This window comes from Thalassotalea psychrophila, from assembly GCF_031583595.1.
Taxonomy (GTDB): domain Bacteria; phylum Pseudomonadota; class Gammaproteobacteria; order Enterobacterales; family Alteromonadaceae; genus Thalassotalea_A; species Thalassotalea_A psychrophila.
On record NZ_CP134145.1, the window covers coordinates 1536818 to 1558691 of the forward strand.

Here is a 21874-nt window from a genome sequence, read left to right on the forward strand (position 1 = left end):
CATATGACAAACTCAGAAATAAAATTACAAGATAAGTACGAACGCAATAACGACAACGCCTATATGACTGGCTCGCAAGCGCTTGTTCGTGCATTGTTAGAACAACGTTGGTTAGATGAAAAAAATGGTTTAAATACAGCTGGTTTTATATCAGGGTATCGTGGCTCACCTATGACCGCGATGGATGTGCAGTTATGGCGTGAAGAAAAACGTTTAACAGATAATCACATTAAATTTATACCGGGCATTAATGAAAACCTAGCGATGACCTCTGTTTGGGGAACTCAGCAAATAGAATACTTTGGTGACGGAAAATACGACGGTGTATTTTCAATGTGGTACGGAAAAGGCCCCGGCCTTGATCAAACCCTGGATGGCCTGCGACAAGGCAACTGGCATGGTAGCTCGAAACACGGCGGCGCGTTAATACTTGCCGGTGACGATCCAAATATGGCATCAACTATTAATAACTATCATTCAGAAGTATTGTTTGAAGATTTATTAATGCCAGTTTTATTCCCTGCGGATATTCAAGAAGTACTCGACCTGGCCTTAATGGGCGTCGCGTTATCTCGCTTTAGTGGTGCTTGGGTTGGTTATAAACTTTTACCTGAAACAATTGAAACCTCAGCACGGGTTAACATTGCTGAAAACCGTTTTGATATTAAATACCCAGAGTTTGATTTTCCAGAAGGCGGGGTTAACTCGCGTAAAGTCGACTCACCTTATGCACAAGAACAAAGAATTAAAGAGCACAAGTTACGTGCAGCATTAGCATTTTCTCGCGCCAATAATCTGAATAAACTGAGTTTTAACAGTTCAAATGCCAAAATTGGTATTGTCGCCATGGGTAAAATTTGGCGCGATACCATGCAGTCTTTAAAAGATCTTGGTCTTGAAGAATCAGATTTAGAAAACTTAGGCGTTCGTATTTTAAAAGTGTCAATGCCGTTTCCTGCTGATTTAGAAACGTATCGTGAATTTGCCCAAGGGTTAGAACAAGTTATTGTTATTGAAGATAAGCGTGAGATCATTGAAAAAGCAATGGTACAAGCTTGTTACGACTTACCTGAAGCGCAGCGTCCACAAATATTGGGGCGTCATGATGAACACGGTAATATTTTATTAAGTAACTCAGGTAACATCACCACAGATGACATCACTAGAGCGTTAGCAAAGCGTTTATTAGATATAACACCAAATGATAGTGTTGCAACAAATCTGGCAACACTTGAAAACTCAGGTTGTAAGCTTGGTAATTTACCAACACTAGATATGGCACGCTTGCCTTATTTTTGTTCTGGCTGTCCGCATAACACCTCAACAATAACGCCTGATGGTAGTCGAAGCTTTGGTGGTGTAGGTTGTCATTTTATGGCGAACTGGATGGAGCGTGATGTCGATCTATATACGCATATGGGCGGCGAAGGTGGCACTTGGATTGGTTTATCCAACTTTGTAAATACCAAGCATATGTTCCAAAATTTAGGTGACGGCACCTATTATCATTCTGGTTCTTTAGCAGTACGTGCGGCCATTGCTGCCAACGTTAATATCACTTATAAAATTTTATATAACGATGCAGTAGCTATGACTGGTGGCCAACCGGTTGATGGGCCTATTTCAGTTAACAGTATTGCTGATCAAATGCGCGCAGAAGGTATCGAGCGTATTGCTGTGGTAACTGATGAACCTGAAAAGTATAAAACCTATCGTGCATTTCCAAAAGGAACAACGATTAACCATCGTGATGAGCTCGATTTAGTACAAAGAGAGTTACGTGAAATTCCAGGTGTAACCATCTTAATTTACGATCAAACCTGTGCTTCAGAGAAACGCCGTCGTCGTAAGCGTGGTAAGTTTCCAGATCCGGCAAAGCGTATGTTCATTAACGACCGAGTGTGTGAAGGTTGTGGTGACTGTGGCGAAAAATCTAATTGTTTGTCGGTTGAACCTAAATCAACTGAGTTTGGCCGTAAACGTGCAGTAAACCAATCAACTTGTAACAAAGACTACCGCTGTAATGATGGCTTTTGTCCAAGCTTTGTAACGGTTCTAGGTGGCAAAGTACGCAAAGGTAAGGGCGCGGCTTCTAGCATTGCTGACTTACCGCACATACCGGATGCAACCCCGTATGAGTTACAAGGTGATACTACGTTTAATATCATCATAACTGGCGTTGGCGGTACAGGCGTTATTACGGTTGGTCAAATCCTTGGTATGGCTGCACACGTTGATAACAAAGGTGTGTCTGTTGTAGAGCAACTTGGTTTTGCTCAAAAAGGTGGTCCGGTAAAATCACACGTTAAAATTGGCAACAATGCTAATGCGATTAAAGGTGTTCGTATTACTGCAGGTCAGGCTGATTTATTATTAGGCTGTGACATGTTGGCAGGTAGTGACAATGAAACCTTGTCTATGGTTAAAGAAGGTAAGACATTTGCTGTCGTAAATAATCATCAAGCAATTACCGGAGAGTTTACTCGTGATGGCGACTTACAATACCCAATTGATGCTGTTAAAGCTCGACTAGAAGGCAGTTTAGGTAACAATTTAGAGTTCATTGAAGCCAATAAAGTGGCAACACAATTAATGGGTGACTCTATTGCCTCTAACTTCTTTGTTGTCGGCTATGCATGGCAAAATGGACAAATTCCATTAACTGAACACAGTATATTAAAAGCGATTGAATTAAATGGCGTTGCTATTGAATTTAACCAACAAGCATTTATGTGGGGCAGAATTTTCGCTAACGACCAATCCGCGGTATTAAGGTTAATTGAAGGTGGCGAAAATAATGATGCAGAAATTAAATCTCTTGCTGAGCGAATTGAACTTCGCGTTAAAGATTTAACCGAATATCAAAATGCCGATTATGCTGCTCGCTATAAAGCATTGCTAGAAAAAGTAAGTGCTAGCGAACAAACTCTCGATATCACCGATAATTCATTAACCCAAGCAGTTGCTTTATACGCTTATAAATTAATGGCTTATAAAGATGAATATGAAGTGGCAAGACAGTACGCAAGTTCTGACTTTTTAGATAAGTTAAATACACAATTTGAGGGCGACTTTAAGTTAGAATTTAACCTTGCTCCGCCGATGATAGCACCTAAAGATAAAGTTACAGGTCTTCCGAAGAAAATTCGCCTTGGTGGCTGGATGTTAAAGGCATTTGGTATTCTTGCTAAATTTAAGGGTTTACGAGGTACAGCATTTGATATCTTTGGTAAAACAGCAGAGCGCAAAATGGAACGCCAGCTAATTGAAGATTACTTTGACATGATTGAAAACGTTTTAGTAAATCTTGAAGCAAAAAACTATTCAATAGCTGTTGAAATAGCAGAGCTTCCAGACTTAGTACGTGGTTTTGGCCATGTAAAAGAGGCCAACTTTGAAAAATATGAAAGCGAAAAAGAAAAGCTTGTTAATATTTTCAAGCATGGTGACTTGGCTGCTGAGGCAGAAATTAAAGTTGTGAATTTATAACAATTCGATAAGCTAAACATATAAAAATTAAAAGCCCAGATTAGTTCTGGGCTTTTGTCAATTTAGGAAGTGATTCATGAATAACAACAATCAAAAATCTGGCCCATTAACTGGTTTTACCTTCATTGAAATTGAAGGCATTGGCCCTGGTCCATTCGCCGGCATGATGCTATCGGATATGGGCGCTGAAGTTATTGTCGTTGAGCGCGCTATGGGCAAAGCAGATGCCTCAACAGATTTTGGCAGTACCGACATTTTAAAACGCGGTAAGCGCTCTATTGCTGTTGATCTAAAGTCAGCAGAAGGGAAAGAGTTGGTATTAAAGCTTGTAGCCAAAGCTGATGGCTTAATTGAAGGTATGCGCCCTGGTGTTATGGAACGTCTTGGATTGGGACCTGATGAGTGTTTAAAAGCAAACCCTGCACTAATTTATGGCCGCATGACTGGTTGGGGGCAAACTGGTCCAATGAGCCAAGCTGCAGGTCATGATCTTAACTACATAGGTTTATCTGGTGCACTTTGGTACGCTGGCCGTCCAGGTGATGCACCTGTTGCTCCTCCTACACTTGCCGGTGATATTGGCGGTGGCGCCACATACTTGGTTATTGGTTTATTAGCCGGTGTATTAAATGCTAAAAATACCGGAGTAGGGCAAGTGGTTGATGCCAACATTGTCGATGGCTCTGCCAATATGATGAACCTTATTTTAACTATGGTGGCATCAAAGTCGGCCACTTATACGCGTGGGCAAAGCCTACTAGATGGACCGCATTGGTTTGACAGTTATAAAACCAGTGATGATAAAGCCATTACCTTTGGCCCACTTGAAGTTAAGTTTTATAAAATCATGTTGGAAGCTTTAGGGTTACAAGATGATGAAGACTTTAAAGAGCAGTACAAGCCAAAACTATGGCCAATGCAAAAAGAAAAGTTGGCCGCTATTATTGCTAACAATACGCAAGAGCATTGGAATCAAGTATTTGATGGCTTAGATGCTTGCTATGCACCAGTATTATCACCAGAAGATGCGGCAAAACATGCTCATAACGAAGCTCGTGGCTACTACTTTGAAAAAGATGGTATGTTACAAGCCTCTGCCGCGCCAAGGTTTGAACAAACGCCATCGAACGATAAAGGTGATATTGTTAGTCGTGGAGCTAATACACAAAACATCTTATCTGAATTGAATTTAAGCGATGGCGAAATAGACCGGTTGTTTAAATCAGGCATTGTTATTTAAACGATTACCACAAAATTACTAAGTCAGTTAGCCGCTAACTGACTTTGGTTTTACCTAAACTTGCTTGATATGCCGTAGGGCTAATGCCTGACCAACGTTTGAAGGCTCTGACAAAGTTTGGCGTGTATTGGTATCCAAGTTCTTTGGCAATTTTATCATTATTTATTTTCGCTTTTTTTAGTAACGCTTTTGCTTGACTAAAGCGCACCTCGTCAATGACTTCTCTGAGTGTTGTATTATAGGATGCTAGCTTTCTTTTTAATGTACTTACACTCATATTTAAGCCGCTGGCAATAACAATCGCAGACCACTCGTCGCCAAAATAATGTTGCTTTAATAAGCGCTTTAATGAGGTAACAAAGCTGTCAGGTATATTCTGAGCTTTAGTGGTTATCGCTAGAGCGGTTATTAAAGGTTTTTTAGTTAGGTATTTTAACTCAACAGGAATTGAGCTAAATTTTTGCCCAGGCAAGATAACGGTATCTTTAAAGAAATCAAATTGATCAATACCAGTATCAACAATTGATTGAATGCCTATTCGGGTGGGCGACCATTTAGGGCCAATAAAAGCGCGTATTAGTTTTACAATTAAACTCATAACATGCTGTTCTACTTGCCAAGCGCCTCTGGTTAATAGGGGAGTGCCAGGGCGACAAATCCAGAAATAGCCTTTATGCTCTGATAGCCAATAGGTTAAGCAATTAGATTGCATATTCATATGCTTGACAAAATAATTGAGCATAGTTTTTAAGTTTTTTTGATTGAGTAATTCGTCAAAAAAAGTACCGTAATCACTTAAAGGCGTGGTTTGTGTGGTGATAAAACCAAGGTTTTCCATACCTTCATATTCACTTGCCAGAGCAATTAATTCCCACACCTTACTTTCAAAAATGAGGTTTTCATCATCATCTAAGTTTTTACGGCTAAGACCGGCTCGATGTAATAACTCTTCAACTGGCAACTCATGGCTTTCCATTACCTTAATAAACGGAGTTAAATGGCTCGCTTTTAGTAAATACATTGATGGTTTCATAGGCCAATACTACTGTTAAATTAAAATACAAAAAATTACAATTCAATTATCATTATAGCTCACGCTCCCTGCTCGGTCACTGACTATTCTAACGCTTATTAATTATGAGCTAATATGATAAAAAAATGTGCTAATGTTCTTTAATAGTTTTCTATTTACGCTAACATTATGCACAGATAAGTAATTAATTGACGGCAAAGCCTGTTTTTAAGTTGTTGTTTTCAAATTTATTTATATTTGTTTAGATGAAATAAAAGGTAGTAAAAATGAATTTTAAATTAAAGAAATACGCCTGTGCGACCTTAGCAGCATTAGCGCTGATAAGTGCCCCTGTTTTTGCCGAAGAAGCGGTGCCGCAAGTTACCATTTTTAAAAATGTTAATATTTTTGATGGTACAAGTACTAAGTTAATTAAAGGCAAAGATGTTTTAATCGAAGGTAATTTGATTAAAGTTATTGGCGTAGATCTTGACGTTAAAGGTGCAACCGTTATTGACGGTGGTGGTCGCACAATAACTCCAGGTTTGCACGATATGCATACGCATGTTGCTTTATTTCGAAACGTAACTAATTCACGTAATAACTTAGACATGGCCTATACTGGGGCGCTTGCCGCAGCACGCCTTGAAGGTATGCTAATGAATGGTTTTACCACTGTGATGGATGTTGGTGGACCAGCTAAGTTTGCGCAAAAGTTAGTGGATGAAGGTATCTATAAAGGTCCAAGAATCTACCCTTCAGAAGCACTTATAACTCAAACTTCAGGTCATGGTGACTTTAGAAACCCAAATGAGGTACACCCAAACTTATCAGGTAGTAGCACTCATCCATGGGATAGCCAATTTTCCTGTATTGCCGATGGGGAAACCGAAATACGCCGTTGTGTTCGCCAAAATTTACGCCGTGGTGCGACTCAAGTAAAAATTATGGCAGGTGGTGGTGTATCGAGCCAATTTGATCCGCTACACTCAAAACAGTCATCTCCAGCTGAAACGAGAGCTGCTGTAGAAGCTGCTGAATCTTGGGGCACATTTGTTGCTGCCCATGCTTATACTGATAAGGCTGTAAAAGAAGCGGTAGAAAATGGGGTCAAGTATATTCTTCATGCGCCAATGATCTCTGAAGATACCGCAGAATTAATGGCAGATAAAAACGTTTATATGGGCGCGACCTTAGCACCAGTTTTTTCTGTTCCTATTGAATCTTTAAAAACCATGCTTTCGCCAACTAGTTTTAAGAAGTTTCTGCAAGTATATGAAACTTACCCTAATGCGATGAGAGCAGCCATAAAAGAAGGCGTTACCATGGTATTTGGTTCCGATATTTTATCGACGCCAGAAAAAACTATTCAAATGGATGATAGTGCAAATTTAGAATTTCTGCAGTTAGTTAAATATATGTCAAATGCTGAAGCACTAATATCAGCAACTGGTAATGCCAATAAACTTATTGGTGAAATGGGTCCTAATAATCCGTATGCGGATGGTCCAACAGGCGTTATTAAAGAAGGTGCGTATGCTGATCTTTTACTTGTTGATGGTGATCCAATTGCAGATATCAAAGTAATGACAACGCCAGATGAAACCTTTGATGTGATCATGAAAGATGGCGTAATCTACAAAAACGAATTGTAATTTAACGCTTATTAAACCCAAAGGGCTGGCTTAGACCAGCCCTTGTTTTATCTAGTTTTTATTTATAAGGAATTATCATGAAACACTTAATCGCCTTGTTCACCTCTGCAGCTCTTATGTTATCTACAGGGGCTAGTGCAGAAGACAACCTTAAATACTTTATGGTTAAAGGTAAATTAAAACCTGAAATTGCAAAAATGTTAGTCGACCACCCGATGGACCCAACAGCTGGCGCGAAAAAACTGGTTGCCAGTATTAAAGGTGCAAAGTTAGTGTCTTATTATTTAGAAGCGGGCACTGCCGCCAATATTGCCATAATTGCCGTGCCTGACAGCGATTACGCCTCTGCTATTGTGTATCAGCGTATGTCAACTGGCGCATTAATAGATATTGAAGTGCGCGAAATTATTCCTGCGGCTAAATTTGAACAAGTAATGCAGCTTGCCAATGATATGAATAAAGCAGAAGCAAAAAAATAATCGTTCAGTAGTCGTGTACAGTACAGGATAAAATATAAGGCTCTGCGGAGCCTTTTTATCATTTTGGCTCATATTTGAGCACTCTATTGGTGATAAACGGCAATTTACTTGTCATTGCTATTGCAGTTGTATGCGGTCGTTATAGTATCAAGAGATTAACAAAGCCAAGTGATAGCTAAAGAACAATAGATGAATTCGATAAAAAAACTACAAAAATGTAATTCTATAGCCGATGTCAAAGCATTGTTTGAAAAGTGTATGCCATTACCTATTCGAGATTTTGTTATTGGCGGCGCCGATGATGAAATTTGTATAAAAGATAATGAGAGCGTCTTTGACCGTTATTACTTTGCCCCCAAGTTTTGCCAAAATATTCAGTCAACTGATACCAGCGTTGAGGTGATGGGGGTTAAATCGGCCTCGCCGGTGATCTGTTCGCCATTTGGTGGCCATAAATTAGTGCACAGCGCTGGCGAGCTTGCTACCGGCAAGGCATTTAGTAATGCCAAAATTCCGTTTTCACTGTCGACTTATGCAAGTGTTGATATGGAAACAATTGCTGGAAAAGTATCGGGGCATAAGTTTTTTCAGTTACAGGCCACTACTAATCGTAAGATGATGCAAGCTTTGATTGAACGTGCGAAAACGCTAGCGTTTGATGGTTTGATAGTTACAGTAGACAATCCTATTCACGGAAATCGAGAGCGCGATAAACGTGCCGGTTTTGGCTTTCCAACCAAACTCTCGATTAGATCTGTCACTTCTATGCTTGCCCATCCAAAATGGTTATATGGATTTGTCACACAAGGTTTTAAATTTGAAAATTTTCGAGCCGAATTTGAACAAGGCAAGTCATTAAAGGAAATCATTGAAAACTTTAGCTGTTCGGTAAGTTGGGAAGATATTAAGTTTATCCGCGAACAATGGCCTGGCAAACTTGCGATAAAAGGGATATTACACCCAGATGATGCATCGCAAGCGGTAGCCATTGGCGCTGATGCCATTTATATATCGAATCAAGGTGCTAGGCAGTACGATTTTACTACCCCGTCATTTTATGCGCTTGAAGAGGTAGTTTCGGCTGTTGGCGGAAAAATCGAAATTATTATGGATGGTGGAATTCGCCGAGGTAGTGATGTGGTAAAAGCATTAGCCTTGGGGGCAACAGCCTGTTCAACAGCTAGGCCATTTGCTTATGGCTTAGGTGCTGCTGGGCAACAAGGCGTAGAATTTGTTATCAATCAGTTCCAAGAAGAAATAACCAGAGCAATGATGATATGCGGTGCAAAAACAGTGAGTGATTTAAGTAAAGATATCTTACGTAAACGCTACTAATACTAAGACCGATAATTTATATTTTGATAAATAATGCAAATAATGCAAATAATGCAAAAAAAGAGCAGTATCTTGCCATTTTTGCTAATTACATAAGTGAGGTTTTCAAGTAAAGTTACTTATAACTGGTGGGAACCAGGCTTTCATTTCAAATAGCGCCTGCTATTTCGATTTGGAAATACTTATGTAATTGAAAGGCCCCCTTATTGGATTTGGGGGCTTTTTTTACTTCATGGATGAAGGAATGCCAACTGAACAGGGATGTTTATAATGTTGGCCTACTTTTACCTCATAAGCTTCACTTCTAATTCGCCCAAATGTTCTAGAAAATGTACTCCGTCATCCTCGAGGAGCTCAAGCGACATCGGGGACCTCCTCCAGTAATAGTGTGCTTATAAAGTTTGATTGGTACAGTCCCTAAAAGTGTGTCTTTCTTAATTTAATTTCTTTTAGAACCACAGTATGCGTCAGGAGATTCCTGACATCGCTAGTACTCTTCAGGAATGACGGCGTAAATATACTAATTTGAAGGATATGTTCTAGAAACACTAAACTTCATACTGACTAGGCGGCACGCCATGCCAACGCTTAAACGCTCTTGAAAAACTACTTGAGTCTGCAAATCCAAGTAAATAGGTTAATTCACTAAAAGGAATATCCATTTCTTTCAAGTATTTATCGGCAAGTTGTTGACGTGTGTGATCTAAAATCTGTTGATAAGACGTATTTTCTTTTTTTAATTTATCATGAAATGTTCTAGGGCTCATGTGAAGATTTTTCGCAATTTTTTCTCGATCAAACTCTCCTGATGGCAATAACGTGATCAATAATTCTGCAACCTTAGTGGCTAAACTGCTTTTCTCTATGGTTTCTAAATACTTTATCACCAGTAAATCTAGCTGGCGGGTCAAATCTGTATTTGCTGCCGGTAAACTTAAATCCAACTCTTCACTGTCTACATAAATGATTGTGCTTTGTGCATTTAAGGTAACTTCACATCCAAAGTAATTTTCATAAAGAATTTTGGTCGCAGGAGCTACAGCACCGACTAAAGAAACTCTTACTGGTGAATAGTTCGGCTGATACATTTGCCTGATCAATTTGATTAAAACTGCAACGGTAACGGCTGAATGAAAATGTATTGTCGTAGAAGGGTGAACTACTAAGGGCTTAAACTCTATGCATGCGGGTTTCGTATCTAAGTGCAGTTCAACAGATTTAATTGTGGTCATTAACGAAAAGAATCGTGCAAGGCGAAGCCAAAACGAGCGCAATGTACTGCTACTTAGCAATGACATCCCTAGCGCATGGTAAGTTGTTGGGTGTACATAGTTGGCAAAGTTAATGGGAAACATAACATCATCAGTTTTCTCTAATGCGAGGGTAATGAGCTGATCAAATTGTTCTGCTTGCATACGGATATTTTTACTGCGTAGTTTTGAAATATCTATATTCAATTCATTTGCTAGTTGTTCAACATCAACATCGTAGGATTTTAATATCTCAAATAAAGAGATGATATTGCCATGATATGTGGTGAAGTTTTTATTTAACATTGAGTCTACTTTTATGGGTAAATATTAATCCCTGCAAATATAAATATACGATATCAATTTTTGGGTGATAATTTAACCTAAATATAAAGGATTACTCGTCAAAACTGGCAAATTAAATGATTTTATATGCAATATTTAATAACGCAAGTTGTGGATTAAAAAACTACAATCACAATAACTAAATATTATGGAAAGTTATTATGAGTGAAAAGCAGATAATTGGTGGTGAAATTACCTGGAAGGGGCATACAGTTCCTATTTCTTGGGCCGTAAAAGCAGGGGACTTTGTCTTTGTATCAGGCATGGTTTCAATTACTAAAGATTTGGTACCGCAGTTTGAAGGTGACATTACTGAGCAAACACGAAATTCTTTAGAGTTTATGAAAGATATATTAGCGCAGGCCGATTGCACTCTTAGTGATGCAGTTAAAGTACAAGTGTTCTTAAAAAATGTCGAAGACTTTCCTGCATTTAATGCTGAATATGCGAAGCATTTTCCTGAAATGCCACCTGCACGCTTTACCATTAAAACTGGTTTTATGGATGAAGCTTGCTTGGTGGAACTTGATTGCACAGCTTACAAGCCACAGTAACTAACAAAGCAACTTTAAAAATTTAAATTTTTCTTATTGAGCAACTCCGCAATCAAAGTGTTTTTTGTATTATTTTTACGAAAAATAAAAATAAATCAGCCATTTTAAATTTTTATACTAAAGTTATAAGTAACTGAAAATGTTGTAGTATTCCAAACAATCTGAAAGGAAGGTAAAATGAAAAATCTGAGCAACTTGTCTCGTCGTGATATGCTAGCTTTAAGCATGAAGGCATCTCTTGCCACCGTTGCCGCAACACAAATGCCATTCGCCTTTGCCAATGAAAAAATGCCTTATGGGTCTGCTTATAGTTATAATCCAGACTTTAAATACTTAAGAAATCCAGCAACAGTATTTGACTTTGGTTTGACGCCTGATCAAGAAGAGCACGCAAAAGAGTTACATAAAAGCATTGTCGTATACGATGCCTTAATGGAATGTAGTTATTACGAAGATTTGGTAAAACTGTCAAAATTAGGTGGGTTAACAGCCGGTCACATGTCATTAGGGATCACAGGGCTTAATAATTTCCGCCCTGATCAGTTACCTGCACCTGATGACTGGTGGAGCTGGGAAAACCTAGTAAGGGATATGGCATTTATCCAAAATGAAATACGAGGTCGTAAAGATGCGATGATTTGTACAAGTCATGCCGATATTATGCAAGCACATAAAACGGGGCAAGTTGGCTTTATTCCTACCACACAAAACATTCAATTTATGGGCCGTGATACCAGTAAAATTAATGAAGCTTATGCGATGGGATTACGTGCTATTCAATTAACCTATAACCCAAGTAACATGGTGGGCTCTGGTAGTTTAGAATTACCTGAACGTCGTTTTGGTTTATCTGAGTTAGGCCATCGCGCGGTCGGTACCATGAATGATTTAGGGATGATTGTTGATACCGGGCATTGTTCGCCTGAAACTATGATCGCGGCTGCTAATGCATCCTCTGATCCTATTATTATTTCTCATGCTGGCATGCAGTCTAAAATTAAGCAATTTAGAGCAACCACAGATGAAGCATTAAGAGTTGTTGCTGATAAAGGTGGTGTTGCTGGTGTAATAAGTGTTCCAGCAGCTATTGCTGGTAGTGACAAATGTACCGTCAATGACTACCTTGACAATATTGAACATGCGATTAATGTTGCTGGTATTGATCACGTTGGTTTTGGCTCTGACTTTATTATTGCTGCTACATTTGAAGCTATTTTAAGTGCGCCATCATGGGATCCTGCGGTTGTTGCTCAAATTGGTAGCTTTGAAGTATGGCCATGGTCAGATGGTCATGTCGGTTATGAAAACACCTCTGCATACCCTAATTTAACTCGTGGTTTAATCGCCCGAGGTTACTCAGATGAAGACATTGCTAAAGTGATGGGCGGAAACTTCTTACGTGTATTCAAAGAAGTTGTCGGTTAAGCGAGCGGTTACATTTTAATTAAGGGTTGTGATGAATTCATCACAACCCTTTTCTTAAGCTCTTATACATTATACTCATAGAGTGTATATGCAATTATTGGTAATATTTAAATGAAGTATGTTTATCAAATAATTCTTCTGTCAACGATTTTACTCTCTGTTGAAAGTGCGGCAATCGATACCTTTGCAAAAATTAAACAACATCGACCTGAAAATTTAAATTTAGCAAACCCAACCAAATCAGCTTCGGGTCAGTTAATTGCTAAATATTCATTAGCCACCAGTAATATTCCACTAAATGAAATTCACAGTTGGACACTGACATTAACTAAAAAAAATGGTCAAACCATCACTGGCGCTTTAGTCGAGATCAGCGCAGATATGCCAGAGCATCTACATGGCATGACGACAAAACCTAAAGTATTAGAAACCGAAACATCCGGTGAATATTTAATTAAAGGTATGAACTTTCATATGCCTGGTTGGTGGAAAATAACTTTAGATATTTCTGGTTATGGTAGCCGTGATTTAATACGTATTAATGCTATTGTTGGTGAAGATAATGCTGATGTGGATCATACTCAGCATCAGAATAAAACCCATAAGCACCATTAAGAGTTATTGTAGTATGCCGTTTATTTCTAAATTAGGTTTTATCTTAATTTGCACCGCTTTATACTCATTTAATTTATGTGCAGAAGGTGGTATTGAGCAAGATGATGTTCAATGGACTAAGAAAGAGTTCGCATTAATTAACTCATTACGCTTGGCGAAACTTCCGAACAACAAACCTTCACTATCAAACAAATTTGCCGATAATTTAAACGCTATTGAATTAGGTCGAAAAATTTTTCATGATTCTCGCTTTAGTCAAAATAACAACATTAGCTGCTCTACCTGCCATAAAGCGGATTATAACTTTACTGACAATTTAGCCTTAGCGAAAGGACTTAAAAAAACCACACGCCGCTCAATGCCTATTGTTGGCATGGAACATCAAACGTGGTTTTTTTGGGATGGCCGTAAAGATTCATTGTGGTCACAAGCGTTAGGCCCTTTAGAAAATGAGCGTGAACATGGTATTAGCCGTACAGAAGTATTAAAACTAATTAGGCAATACTATAAAGATGACTATATAGCGATATTCGGCGAACTTCCTGCAGTTAAACCGCAATATGTCCAACAAATCGCTTACCCAAGCAGCGATAATACGTTGGCTAATACCACTTGGCAGACAATTCCGACAGCTCAACAACAAGACATTACGCAAGCTTTCGTAAATATCGGCAAGAGTATTGCGGCTTTTGTGCGAACCATTAAACCACAAAACACCCGTTTTGATGTTTTTGCCGATTCACTAAAAGAAGAAAAATTAAACAACACCATATTGACGAAGCAAGAACAGCTTGGGCTTAAATTGTTTATTGGCAAAGCGAATTGTATCAACTGCCATAATGGCCCGTTATTTAGTAATGGTGAATTTCATCATGCTGGTGTTATTGATAATAAAGAAATTGATCATGGAAGGGGCGCTGTTATTGACACTATTTTAGATGAGGAGTTTAACTGCTACAGTCAATGGAGTGATGCCAACGCTGCAACAGAATGTCCGCATTTAGATTATCTTGCAATTGACCAGGTTAAATATCAACAAACCTTTAAAACACCCTCGTTAAGAAACGTCGCTATTCGTTCCCCTTATATGCATGCAGGCCAATTTAATAGCCTGCAAGAAGTGTTAAGGAATTACCGTGATAACGATGGTTCATTACTAAGTGATGAATTACAACACAGCAATTTGAATGATAATGAATTAGATCAGTTAGAGGCTTTTTTACAGACTTTAACCGAGCTAAATTAGCATGTGTAATTAGCAACAAACAAACATTGATCAATTATCGATCAAGTCGGTAAGGTGTAGCATCAATTTCAGGTTGTTTACCAATAATAATATCGCCTAACATGCTAGCCGCGCCCATGCCTTGGATCCAACCTAAATGTCCTAACCCTGAATTTACATACAGACTGTTAACCTTGGTTGGCCCAATAAACGGGTTGCCATCAAATGACGATGAGCGAAAACCGACCCATGTTTTTTGTTGATCGCGTTTAAGGTGCGGCACAAGATGAGGCATTGCTTTCTCAACCGTAGCATAAGCTTGATCTTCATAGCTTTTCTTAAAACTATTATCTAAACCAGCGAACTCAGCACCGCCGCCAATCCGCAACGTGTTGTTATGGTGAATGGGGATTATGCCCATATGTAAACCAATATCAAGCAATACTGATTTTGGTAACTCAGCATCAACAGGGATTGAAATTGTATAGCCTTTAACAGGACGTACAGGTAAGTTAATTCCTGCTTTTGCTAATATGGCTGGGGCATTGTTACCCAACGCGACAATAATACGATCAGCTTTGATCACTCCTTGGCTCGTTTGTACCCCAGTAGCACAACCATTCTCAACAATTATTTTTTCTACTTTTACGTTAGTGGTTATTTTAGCACCGCGTGATGTGAGTAAGTCGGCAAGTTGTTGACAAAATAAAGGGCATTCTCCGCGAGCGCCATCTGTATATTGGATAACACCAACCAAATCATCAGAGCTATGCTCTAGGTGTGGCTCTTTGATTAGTGCCTCTGCTTTATTTAATACTTCGTATTGTAGATCAAATTCTTTTGCAAACTGTTCATGCATCGCAATGCAATGATCAAACATTGCTTGATCTCTAAAGACCTGCATAATGCCATTATTTTGAAATTTAATATCAAAGTTATTGTCATTTATAACCTGTCGGGTTTTATTTTGTGAGTAGGCTGAAAGGCGGTAATTTCCAGCAGCAGACTGAAGAAAGCGTTGATTAGTAGAGCTTCGTAAAAACTTAAGCCCCCAGCAGATAAGTGAAGGTAGGGCTTTAGGAAAGATGCGTAGCATAGAGCCTTTTTTACCAAGTAAAGCAGGGATCATGAGCTTTGAAACACCTGGTTGATTGAAAGGTTCGCATAATTGTGGCGACATTAATCCGCCATTGCCAAAGCTAGTCTCTAAAGCAACGCCGTTACCAGCTTCAAGTATTTCAACGTCGTCACCTTGATCTTGTTGAACCATTGCACTTGAAAGGCCAGCGATACCAGCCCCGAGAATAAGAGTTTTCATTATAATAATCGCTTATTGAGTATGTGAACTATTACCACCCATCAAAAGAAAGTAGTTCTTTGTGGGTATGATAGTTACATTTTGTAATTATTTTTATATCCTGTATGAATTAACAAAATTTTAGTTGTCCTCAACTGAAATTTATTTGACTAAACAGGTAATGCTGCAAGTATTGAATAAATAATATTATTATTAGTTGGTAACTATCAGTGTTTTTTGTAAAATTTAACTAATCAAACTAACTCTCTAATGGATAAGTAAATAGCGATGAATGGTCTTCCTACAACATCACGCGGTAATGTAATGGCACTTTACCAAGCGCTTGAAAGTTACGGTGTAAACCCTGAAGCTATCATTAAAGAAGTTGGTATAGAATTGCCGGAACTCAGCGACAACAATAGAGTTGTAACAGCTGAAATGATGGATAAATTGCTGTACTTGGCTGTACGATCTACTGGTGATGAGGCCTTTGGTCTGCGCTTTGCCGACTTTATTAAGCCCACGTCTTATCATGCACTTGGTATGGCATTGCTTTACAGTCCTACATTACGTTCATTTTGCCAGCGCTTAGAGCGGTATTTTGCGATGATCACAACATTGGATATTGTCACCTTTACTGAGAGCAAACAAGGCTGTTATTTGTCTACTACTGCAGCGAGTGAATATAGTGATATCACTAAACGCTGCCATTCAGATGCGTGGTCTGCCTGGATAGTTAATCTAATTCGATTGATCTATAGTCAAAATTATTTTCCATCTAAAGTTAGCTTGTTCGCTAATTCTGAGTCTCAACAAGAACGTTATCAACAATTATTTGGTGACCAAATAACATTTTCAGCCTCTGAGACTCGTATTTATTTTGAACCGAAAACGTTAGATATGCCCCTGCCAACATCTAATGCTGAACTAGCCCGAGCTAATGACAAAGTAGTGATACAGTTTTTATCTCAACTTAATGAAGCCGATATCGCTGTACAAGTGCAAGCTAAACTAATTGAGCAACTACCATCAGGACAATGTAGTAAAGAAAATATTGCAGAACAACTGCATTTAACCGAACGTACTCTCCACAATAAACTTAATGGGGCAGGTACTAGTTACCATAAATTGCTGCTACAAACACGACAGTCTTTAGCGCAAGAATATATTAAGAGTAATGAAGTATCGCTTAGTGAAATTGCCTATTTACTGGGTTTTACCAGCATTAGCAGTTTTTCTCGAGCATTTAAACAGTGGACAGGTATATCCCCGCGCAAATATCAAAAACAAGTATTAACTGAGTTTTAATCGGTTCTATTTCGTATTCTTTGTTTATATTAATACTGCTGTAATTGTGTTTTCTTTTTAAGCTTTGTAATAACACTTAAACGTTACCTATAACTCAAAAGTTCAGTTTACATCTTTATATTTACATCTTAATAAGTTCAACTCAGTAATGTTTGCGGTAGTCATTGCGATCGCTTTATGTTTATATGTTTTGCGGTGTTCGTTGGTGAGTCTGGCTCATCATTTTTCAATTATTGCAGTTTAAAAGGTTGGTTTTGCTAAATATGCTACTATGAATTATGTGTGAATGATTTAGTTTTATATCGTCCAATTAAATAAAACAAAATAAAACAAAATAAAACAATAATAAAAACTAAACCATACATAAGGGTGAGAGATGAAACTAAAGTTAAATACAATTACACGCTGTTTAGGTGCCATGTCGCTTACGGTGGCGTTAAGTTATCCAGTACAAGCTGCAGAAGTCGCTAGTGAAGAAAATGCAGGTTTAGAGCATATTACGGTGACCTCTACCAAGCGTACTCAATCAATTAAAGACATTCCTATGTCTATTCATGCAATTTCGGGTGATGATTTAAAAAACGAATCAATTTCAGGTTTGGCTGATTTGTCTGGTTCTGTTCCAAACCTGATCATTACTGAAACGTTGGGTACTACCAATGTTAATATTCGTGGTATGGGAACGGGTAACGATGCATCCTTTGAACAATCAACGAGTTTGTTTATTGATGGTATTTATATGCCTCGTTCACGTCAATACCGTGCACCATTTATGGATGTTGAGCGTGTAGAAGTATTACGTGGCACGCAAGCAGTATTATTTGGTTTAAACTCAACTGCAGGTGCTATTAGTGTTGTGTCTAAAACTTCAGCACCTGAAGATGATTTTGAAGCAAGTTTATCGGTTGATCACGAGTTTGAATATGGTGAAACAACAACTGGTCTAACTATTGGATCTGGTGTAACTGACACGTTAGGCTTACGTTTAGCTGTGCAAAATGTTACTTCAGATGGTATGGGTGTAAACACTTATACAGGCAAAGACATCAATGAAAAAGATGAAACTGTTGTCCGTTTAACTTCTGTTTGGCAACCAACTGATGACTTAACAATTACGGCAAAAGTTGATCAAGCTGAATTCGACATTACGGGGAATTTACATAGAACGTTTACTGAGAAAGGTGACTATACTTACGATGTTGACTTTGATGCTAGTACTTTACCGCTGTTAACGCCAAATGAATTATCTAAACTCAAGCATCAAGGTGATGAACCCGGAATCGATCATGAGTCAACTAATGTAGCCATTGATATCTCTTATGATCTGAATGACTATACATTATCAGCGATATTTGGCTACTCTGAATTTGATAATGTTCAGCAATTAGATCTTGATGGCTCATCAAGTTGGATTATTGGGCCGTTGTTAGGTTTGCCAGCCGATCCTGGCACGGCTTCTATTGACAACTTAGTAAGTGAAGACTATGAACAAACAAGTTTTGAATTACGTCTTGCTTCCCCTGTATCTGATAGCTTTAACTATATTGTTGGCCTGTACTATCAAGATTCTACCTTAGATCGTCGCAGTGCTAACATAGTAAATACTCATTACCTATATCCTGTATTTACTGGCGGTGCAGTTAATGCTTCTCATGAATGGACAGAAATTAATTTAGATCAAAACACTGAGGCGATGTCTGCTTTTGCAAACGCGACTTGGTCGTTTACTGATGATATGCGACTTACTTTTGGAGCTCGTTACATCACTGAAGATAAAGACCAATTACGTGAAGCGCAAAACATGATAAAAATGGGCGATGTTTGGGTTCCAGTTCCAGGACTTTTACTGTTCACTGCCACGTTTGACGGTTTAGAGCAAGATAGAACTTCTGATAACATTATGCCAGAAGCAATGTTTCAGTGGGATGCAAACGATGACACTATGTTTTATGCTAAAGCAGGCACCAGTGCTAAAAGTGGTGGTTTTGCAGCGTCATTACAAATTGTAGACCCTGATGTACTTGAATACGATGATGAAGAAGCATTTGGTTTAGAAGCAGGTGTTAAAGGTAGTTTTTCCGAAAACATGGGCGATTACACTATTGCTTTATTTAGAACTGAATATGATGATTTACAAGTAAATACGTATGATGAAGCGGGTCAATCTACTATTCAAAATGCGGCTACATCAATTTCACAAGGTCTTGAAGCGGAAGTTCGCTTTATGATGAATGATTACATCATGGTAGGTGGTTCATTTGCTTATTTAAGTGCTGAATATGATGAGTTTACTACTGGCCCATGTAATGAACAAGAAACAATCGCTTCTGGTGGTACATGTACATCGTCAGATAAGTCTGGTGAGACTATGCCATATGCGCCAGAGCTTTCAGCAAAAGTTTACGCCGATATAGTGTACCCAATGTTTGATAGTCTTGATTTTACCGCAGGTGTGAGTCTTCAATACAGTGATGAATTTTATACAGAAGGTTCATTAGATGAAATGGGGTTACAAGAGTCGTTTCATAAAATCAATGCTCGAATTGGTGTTAAATCGACTGATGATGTATGGGATGTACAATTAATAGGTAAAAACTTAAATGATGAAATGACTTTAGGTAGCTACCAGTTCTTTGCAGGTCAACGAATTGCAACTTACGCAAACCCTATGACTGTTAACTTACAAGCAACTTACCGCTTTGGTGGTTAATTGCTAATAAGTAAATAACTAGAAAAATCCAGGTAGAGAAGCAATGTGTTTCTCTGCCTTTTTTATTACCTAGAATTTTTCAAAGAAGGTTATTTTAGTTAAGTTATTTTATCTATTTTTATTGAAGTAAGATAACTTACCTAAGATGACATTTATTTTTCAATCATTCTTATAAATTAATGTAGATAGAAAACAATAAAAGAGTAAATTATGCACGTAGTAGTTATCGGCGCTGGTGTTCAAGGGATTAACACCGCATATTATTTAAATCAGTTAGGTGCAGAAGTTATAGTTGTTGATAGTGCTTCTGGTCCTGCTATGCAATGTAGCTTTGGCAATGGTGGTGGTATAACGCCATCGGCTGTTGATCCTTGGAATGCTCCTGGTCTTGTTCAAATGCTGCTTAAATATATCGGCCGAAAAGACTCACCATTATTATTTCGTTTAAAAGCATTACCAGGGCTGACAACTTGGGGACTAAAATTTTTAAAATATGCGACCATGGAAAAATATATCAAGTCGAATCAAATAAATGGTCAATTAGCTAATTACTCCGTAGATTTATTAAATGATATTCGTCAAGACACTGAAATTGATTATGGCTTCAATAATAATGGCACCATAAAAATTTTTCGTGATCAACAATCTTTTGATCAGCACGTTGAATTATCACAAACGTTAAAAGAATTAGGCAATGCCGACTTTGAAAGTCTTGATGTTAAACAGACTATTCAATTAGAGCCTGCACTTGCTGGCATTTCAGATAAAATTAGTGGCGGCATTTATTATAATTCTGACGAAGCTGGTAACTCACACATTTATTGTCAGCAAATGAAAGCAGTTCTTGAACAACGTGGCGTTAACTTTTTATTTAATACGCCAGTAAAATCACTGCAAAAATCAAATCAACATTTCTTCGTTAGTGTTGCTAACAAGCAAGCTATAAAGGCTGATAAAGTTGTTATATGTGCAGGGGCAAAGTCACCAAGTTTAGTAAAACCTTTCGGCATTAATTTGCCTGTTAAGCCAGCTAAAGGCTATTCATTATCTATCCCTATGAACGGTTGGAATAATAAACCAACGCATTTAATTGCTGACATGAGCCTTCATGCTGGTATTAACCCTTTAAATAATATTTTAAGAGTTGCTGGTACCGCTGAATTTGCTGGCTTTAATGGTGAGATTTCAGCCGATAGAATTGATAACTTAATTGGTTTAGTTGACTCTGTTTATCCGGAATTTGCAGCAACAATGGATAGGACTAATTTGAACCCTTGGGCAGGTTTTAGACCTATGAGCTGTGACGGAAAAGCAATTCTTGGTAAAACAAAAGTTGATGGATTATATTTAAATACTGGTCAAGGCCAAATAGGGTGGACCACATCTACCGCATCTTCGCAATTAGTTGCAAATGAGATATTTGATCTGCAAAATAAAATAGATATTAACCAGTATTCAATCAATCGATTTAATTAAGCGTTGCCACCAATTTTGACTGCATTAATTTGCTTAAATACATCTTGTGCTTGTTTAGTTGTCATAATTGGCACAAATTGAATATCTTCCATTACACCTTGCATAGTACGGGTAAATACAATGCGAGCAACATCAGTATGCTTAGGAAATGCGACAATTGCGTAGTTTTTTGATTCAGTAACGCCAAGGTAAAAACCTATAAATTTACCACCCATGGCTTCAATACCAGCCTTGCCTGCAGGGCCCATGTCTATTTCATTTTGGATGATAGGAGTCCAACCTTGAGTGTTGGGCTTACCGATCATTAAATAATATTGCAAGTTATCCTGTTTTTCTTCTGTAGTATTCGCTTGTACCGCAAAAGTCATAGAAATCATGATAGTTAAAACTAAAGATACACGAGTAAATAATTTATTGAACATAATAACACCTCAAAAATATAAAAAGTTGTCTAACGCT

16 protein-coding genes are annotated in these 21874 nt (G+C 38.2%); 12 read left to right on the forward strand and 4 right to left on the reverse strand.

Annotated features, from left to right (window positions below; all coding sequences use genetic code 11):
- The first annotated feature begins 3 nt into the window (after positions 1 to 3).
- Together RGQ13_RS06385 and RGQ13_RS06390 are read left to right on the forward strand one after the other, a co-directional pair.
- Entirely contained in the window at positions 4 to 3489 is a 3486-nt protein-coding gene (locus tag RGQ13_RS06385) for an indolepyruvate ferredoxin oxidoreductase family protein (protein WP_348392728.1), read from the forward strand.
- Between the two features lie 76 nt (positions 3490 to 3565).
- Complete coding sequence (locus tag RGQ13_RS06390; protein ID WP_348392729.1) at positions 3566 to 4729, forward strand: CaiB/BaiF CoA transferase family protein; 1164 nt, start codon at positions 3566 to 3568, stop codon at positions 4727 to 4729.
- A 34-nt stretch (positions 4730 to 4763) separates the two neighbouring features.
- Here RGQ13_RS06390 and RGQ13_RS06395 read toward each other — a convergent pair whose 3' ends face one another.
- Entirely contained in the window at positions 4764 to 5762 is a 999-nt protein-coding gene (locus RGQ13_RS06395) for an AraC family transcriptional regulator (protein ID WP_348392730.1), read from the reverse strand.
- 266 nt (positions 5763 to 6028) lie between these two features.
- On the opposite strand from RGQ13_RS06395, the gene RGQ13_RS06400 reads away from it, so the two are divergent.
- The 3 genes from RGQ13_RS06400 to RGQ13_RS06410 all read left to right on the forward strand — a co-directional run bounded on the left by RGQ13_RS06400 (position 6029) and on the right by RGQ13_RS06410 (position 9210).
- On the forward strand, positions 6029 to 7396 hold the full coding sequence (locus RGQ13_RS06400) for a metal-dependent hydrolase family protein (protein WP_348392731.1): 1368 nt from the start codon (positions 6029 to 6031) through the stop codon (positions 7394 to 7396).
- 77 nt (positions 7397 to 7473) lie between these two features.
- Positions 7474 to 7875 (forward strand): hypothetical protein, encoded by a 402-nt coding sequence (locus RGQ13_RS06405; protein ID WP_348392732.1) that lies wholly within the window; start codon positions 7474 to 7476, stop codon positions 7873 to 7875.
- Positions 7876 to 8064: 189 nt separating this feature from the next.
- Positions 8065 to 9210, forward strand: coding sequence for an alpha-hydroxy acid oxidase (locus RGQ13_RS06410; protein ID WP_348392733.1), 1146 nt, complete (start codon positions 8065 to 8067; stop codon positions 9208 to 9210).
- Between the two features lie 548 nt (positions 9211 to 9758).
- Here the strand turns inward: RGQ13_RS06410 and RGQ13_RS06415 are convergent.
- A complete protein-coding gene (locus RGQ13_RS06415; protein WP_348392734.1) occupies positions 9759 to 10766 on the reverse strand; it encodes a helix-turn-helix transcriptional regulator in 1008 nt (335 codons plus the stop codon).
- A 200-nt stretch (positions 10767 to 10966) separates the two neighbouring features.
- Here RGQ13_RS06415 and RGQ13_RS06420 point away from each other — a divergent pair, with 200 nt between their 5' ends.
- From RGQ13_RS06420 to RGQ13_RS06435, 4 genes are all read left to right on the forward strand, one after another.
- The gene (locus RGQ13_RS06420) at positions 10967 to 11359 is read left to right on the forward strand and encodes a RidA family protein (protein WP_348392735.1); all 393 of its coding nucleotides are present in this window, start codon (positions 10967 to 10969) and stop codon (positions 11357 to 11359) included.
- A gap of 177 nt (positions 11360 to 11536) precedes the next feature.
- Positions 11537 to 12784, forward strand: a complete 1248-nt coding sequence (locus tag RGQ13_RS06425) for a dipeptidase (protein WP_348392736.1) — start codon at positions 11537 to 11539, stop codon at positions 12782 to 12784.
- A 111-nt stretch (positions 12785 to 12895) separates the two neighbouring features.
- Positions 12896 to 13399, forward strand: a complete 504-nt coding sequence (locus RGQ13_RS06430) for a FixH family protein (protein WP_348392737.1) — start codon at positions 12896 to 12898, stop codon at positions 13397 to 13399.
- Between the two features lie 13 nt (positions 13400 to 13412).
- The gene (locus RGQ13_RS06435; RefSeq protein WP_348392738.1) at positions 13413 to 14645 is read left to right on the forward strand and encodes a cytochrome-c peroxidase; all 1233 of its coding nucleotides are present in this window, start codon (positions 13413 to 13415) and stop codon (positions 14643 to 14645) included.
- Positions 14646 to 14679: 34 nt separating this feature from the next.
- Here RGQ13_RS06435 and RGQ13_RS06440 read toward each other — a convergent pair whose 3' ends face one another.
- Complete coding sequence (locus RGQ13_RS06440; RefSeq protein WP_348392739.1) at positions 14680 to 15942, reverse strand: FAD-dependent oxidoreductase; 1263 nt, start codon at positions 15940 to 15942, stop codon at positions 14680 to 14682.
- A 267-nt stretch (positions 15943 to 16209) separates the two neighbouring features.
- Here RGQ13_RS06440 and RGQ13_RS06445 point away from each other — a divergent pair, with 267 nt between their 5' ends.
- From RGQ13_RS06445 to RGQ13_RS06455, 3 genes are all read left to right on the forward strand, one after another.
- Positions 16210 to 17229 carry an AraC family transcriptional regulator gene (locus tag RGQ13_RS06445; protein WP_348392740.1) on the forward strand — a complete coding sequence of 340 codons (1020 nt, stop codon included), beginning with the start codon at positions 16210 to 16212 and terminating at the stop codon, positions 17227 to 17229.
- A gap of 376 nt (positions 17230 to 17605) precedes the next feature.
- Positions 17606 to 19939 carry a TonB-dependent receptor gene (locus RGQ13_RS06450; protein WP_348392741.1) on the forward strand — a complete coding sequence of 778 codons (2334 nt, stop codon included), beginning with the start codon at positions 17606 to 17608 and terminating at the stop codon, positions 19937 to 19939.
- 210 nt (positions 19940 to 20149) lie between these two features.
- Complete coding sequence (locus tag RGQ13_RS06455) at positions 20150 to 21415, forward strand: D-amino acid dehydrogenase (RefSeq protein ID WP_348392742.1); 1266 nt, start codon at positions 20150 to 20152, stop codon at positions 21413 to 21415.
- Here RGQ13_RS06455 and RGQ13_RS06460 read toward each other — a convergent pair.
- Positions 21412 to 21837, reverse strand: a complete 426-nt coding sequence (locus tag RGQ13_RS06460; protein WP_348392743.1) for a hypothetical protein — start codon at positions 21835 to 21837, stop codon at positions 21412 to 21414. The two genes, RGQ13_RS06455 and RGQ13_RS06460, sit on opposite strands and share 4 nt — an antisense overlap.
- Positions 21838 to 21874: the final 37 nt, after the last annotated feature.

Coding starts and splice junctions, on each gene's coding strand:
- RGQ13_RS06385 (WP_348392728.1), top strand. CDS start 4: ATGACAAACTCAGAAATAAAATTACAAGATAAGTACGAACGCAATAAC.
- RGQ13_RS06390 (WP_348392729.1), top strand. CDS start 3,566: ATGAATAACAACAATCAAAAATCTGGCCCATTAACTGGTTTTACCTTC.
- RGQ13_RS06395 (WP_348392730.1), bottom strand. CDS start 5,762: ATGAAACCATCAATGTATTTACTAAAAGCGAGCCATTTAACTCCGTTT.
- RGQ13_RS06400 (WP_348392731.1), top strand. CDS start 6,029: ATGAATTTTAAATTAAAGAAATACGCCTGTGCGACCTTAGCAGCATTA.
- RGQ13_RS06405 (WP_348392732.1), top strand. CDS start 7,474: ATGAAACACTTAATCGCCTTGTTCACCTCTGCAGCTCTTATGTTATCT.
- RGQ13_RS06410 (WP_348392733.1), top strand. CDS start 8,065: ATGAATTCGATAAAAAAACTACAAAAATGTAATTCTATAGCCGATGTC.
- RGQ13_RS06415 (WP_348392734.1), bottom strand. CDS start 10,766: ATGTTAAATAAAAACTTCACCACATATCATGGCAATATCATCTCTTTA.
- RGQ13_RS06420 (WP_348392735.1), top strand. CDS start 10,967: ATGAGTGAAAAGCAGATAATTGGTGGTGAAATTACCTGGAAGGGGCAT.
- RGQ13_RS06425 (WP_348392736.1), top strand. CDS start 11,537: ATGAAAAATCTGAGCAACTTGTCTCGTCGTGATATGCTAGCTTTAAGC.
- RGQ13_RS06430 (WP_348392737.1), top strand. CDS start 12,896: ATGAAGTATGTTTATCAAATAATTCTTCTGTCAACGATTTTACTCTCT.
- RGQ13_RS06435 (WP_348392738.1), top strand. CDS start 13,413: ATGCCGTTTATTTCTAAATTAGGTTTTATCTTAATTTGCACCGCTTTA.
- RGQ13_RS06440 (WP_348392739.1), bottom strand. CDS start 15,942: ATGAAAACTCTTATTCTCGGGGCTGGTATCGCTGGCCTTTCAAGTGCA.
- RGQ13_RS06445 (WP_348392740.1), top strand. CDS start 16,210: ATGAATGGTCTTCCTACAACATCACGCGGTAATGTAATGGCACTTTAC.
- RGQ13_RS06450 (WP_348392741.1), top strand. CDS start 17,606: ATGAAACTAAAGTTAAATACAATTACACGCTGTTTAGGTGCCATGTCG.
- RGQ13_RS06455 (WP_348392742.1), top strand. CDS start 20,150: ATGCACGTAGTAGTTATCGGCGCTGGTGTTCAAGGGATTAACACCGCA.
- RGQ13_RS06460 (WP_348392743.1), bottom strand. CDS start 21,837: ATGTTCAATAAATTATTTACTCGTGTATCTTTAGTTTTAACTATCATG.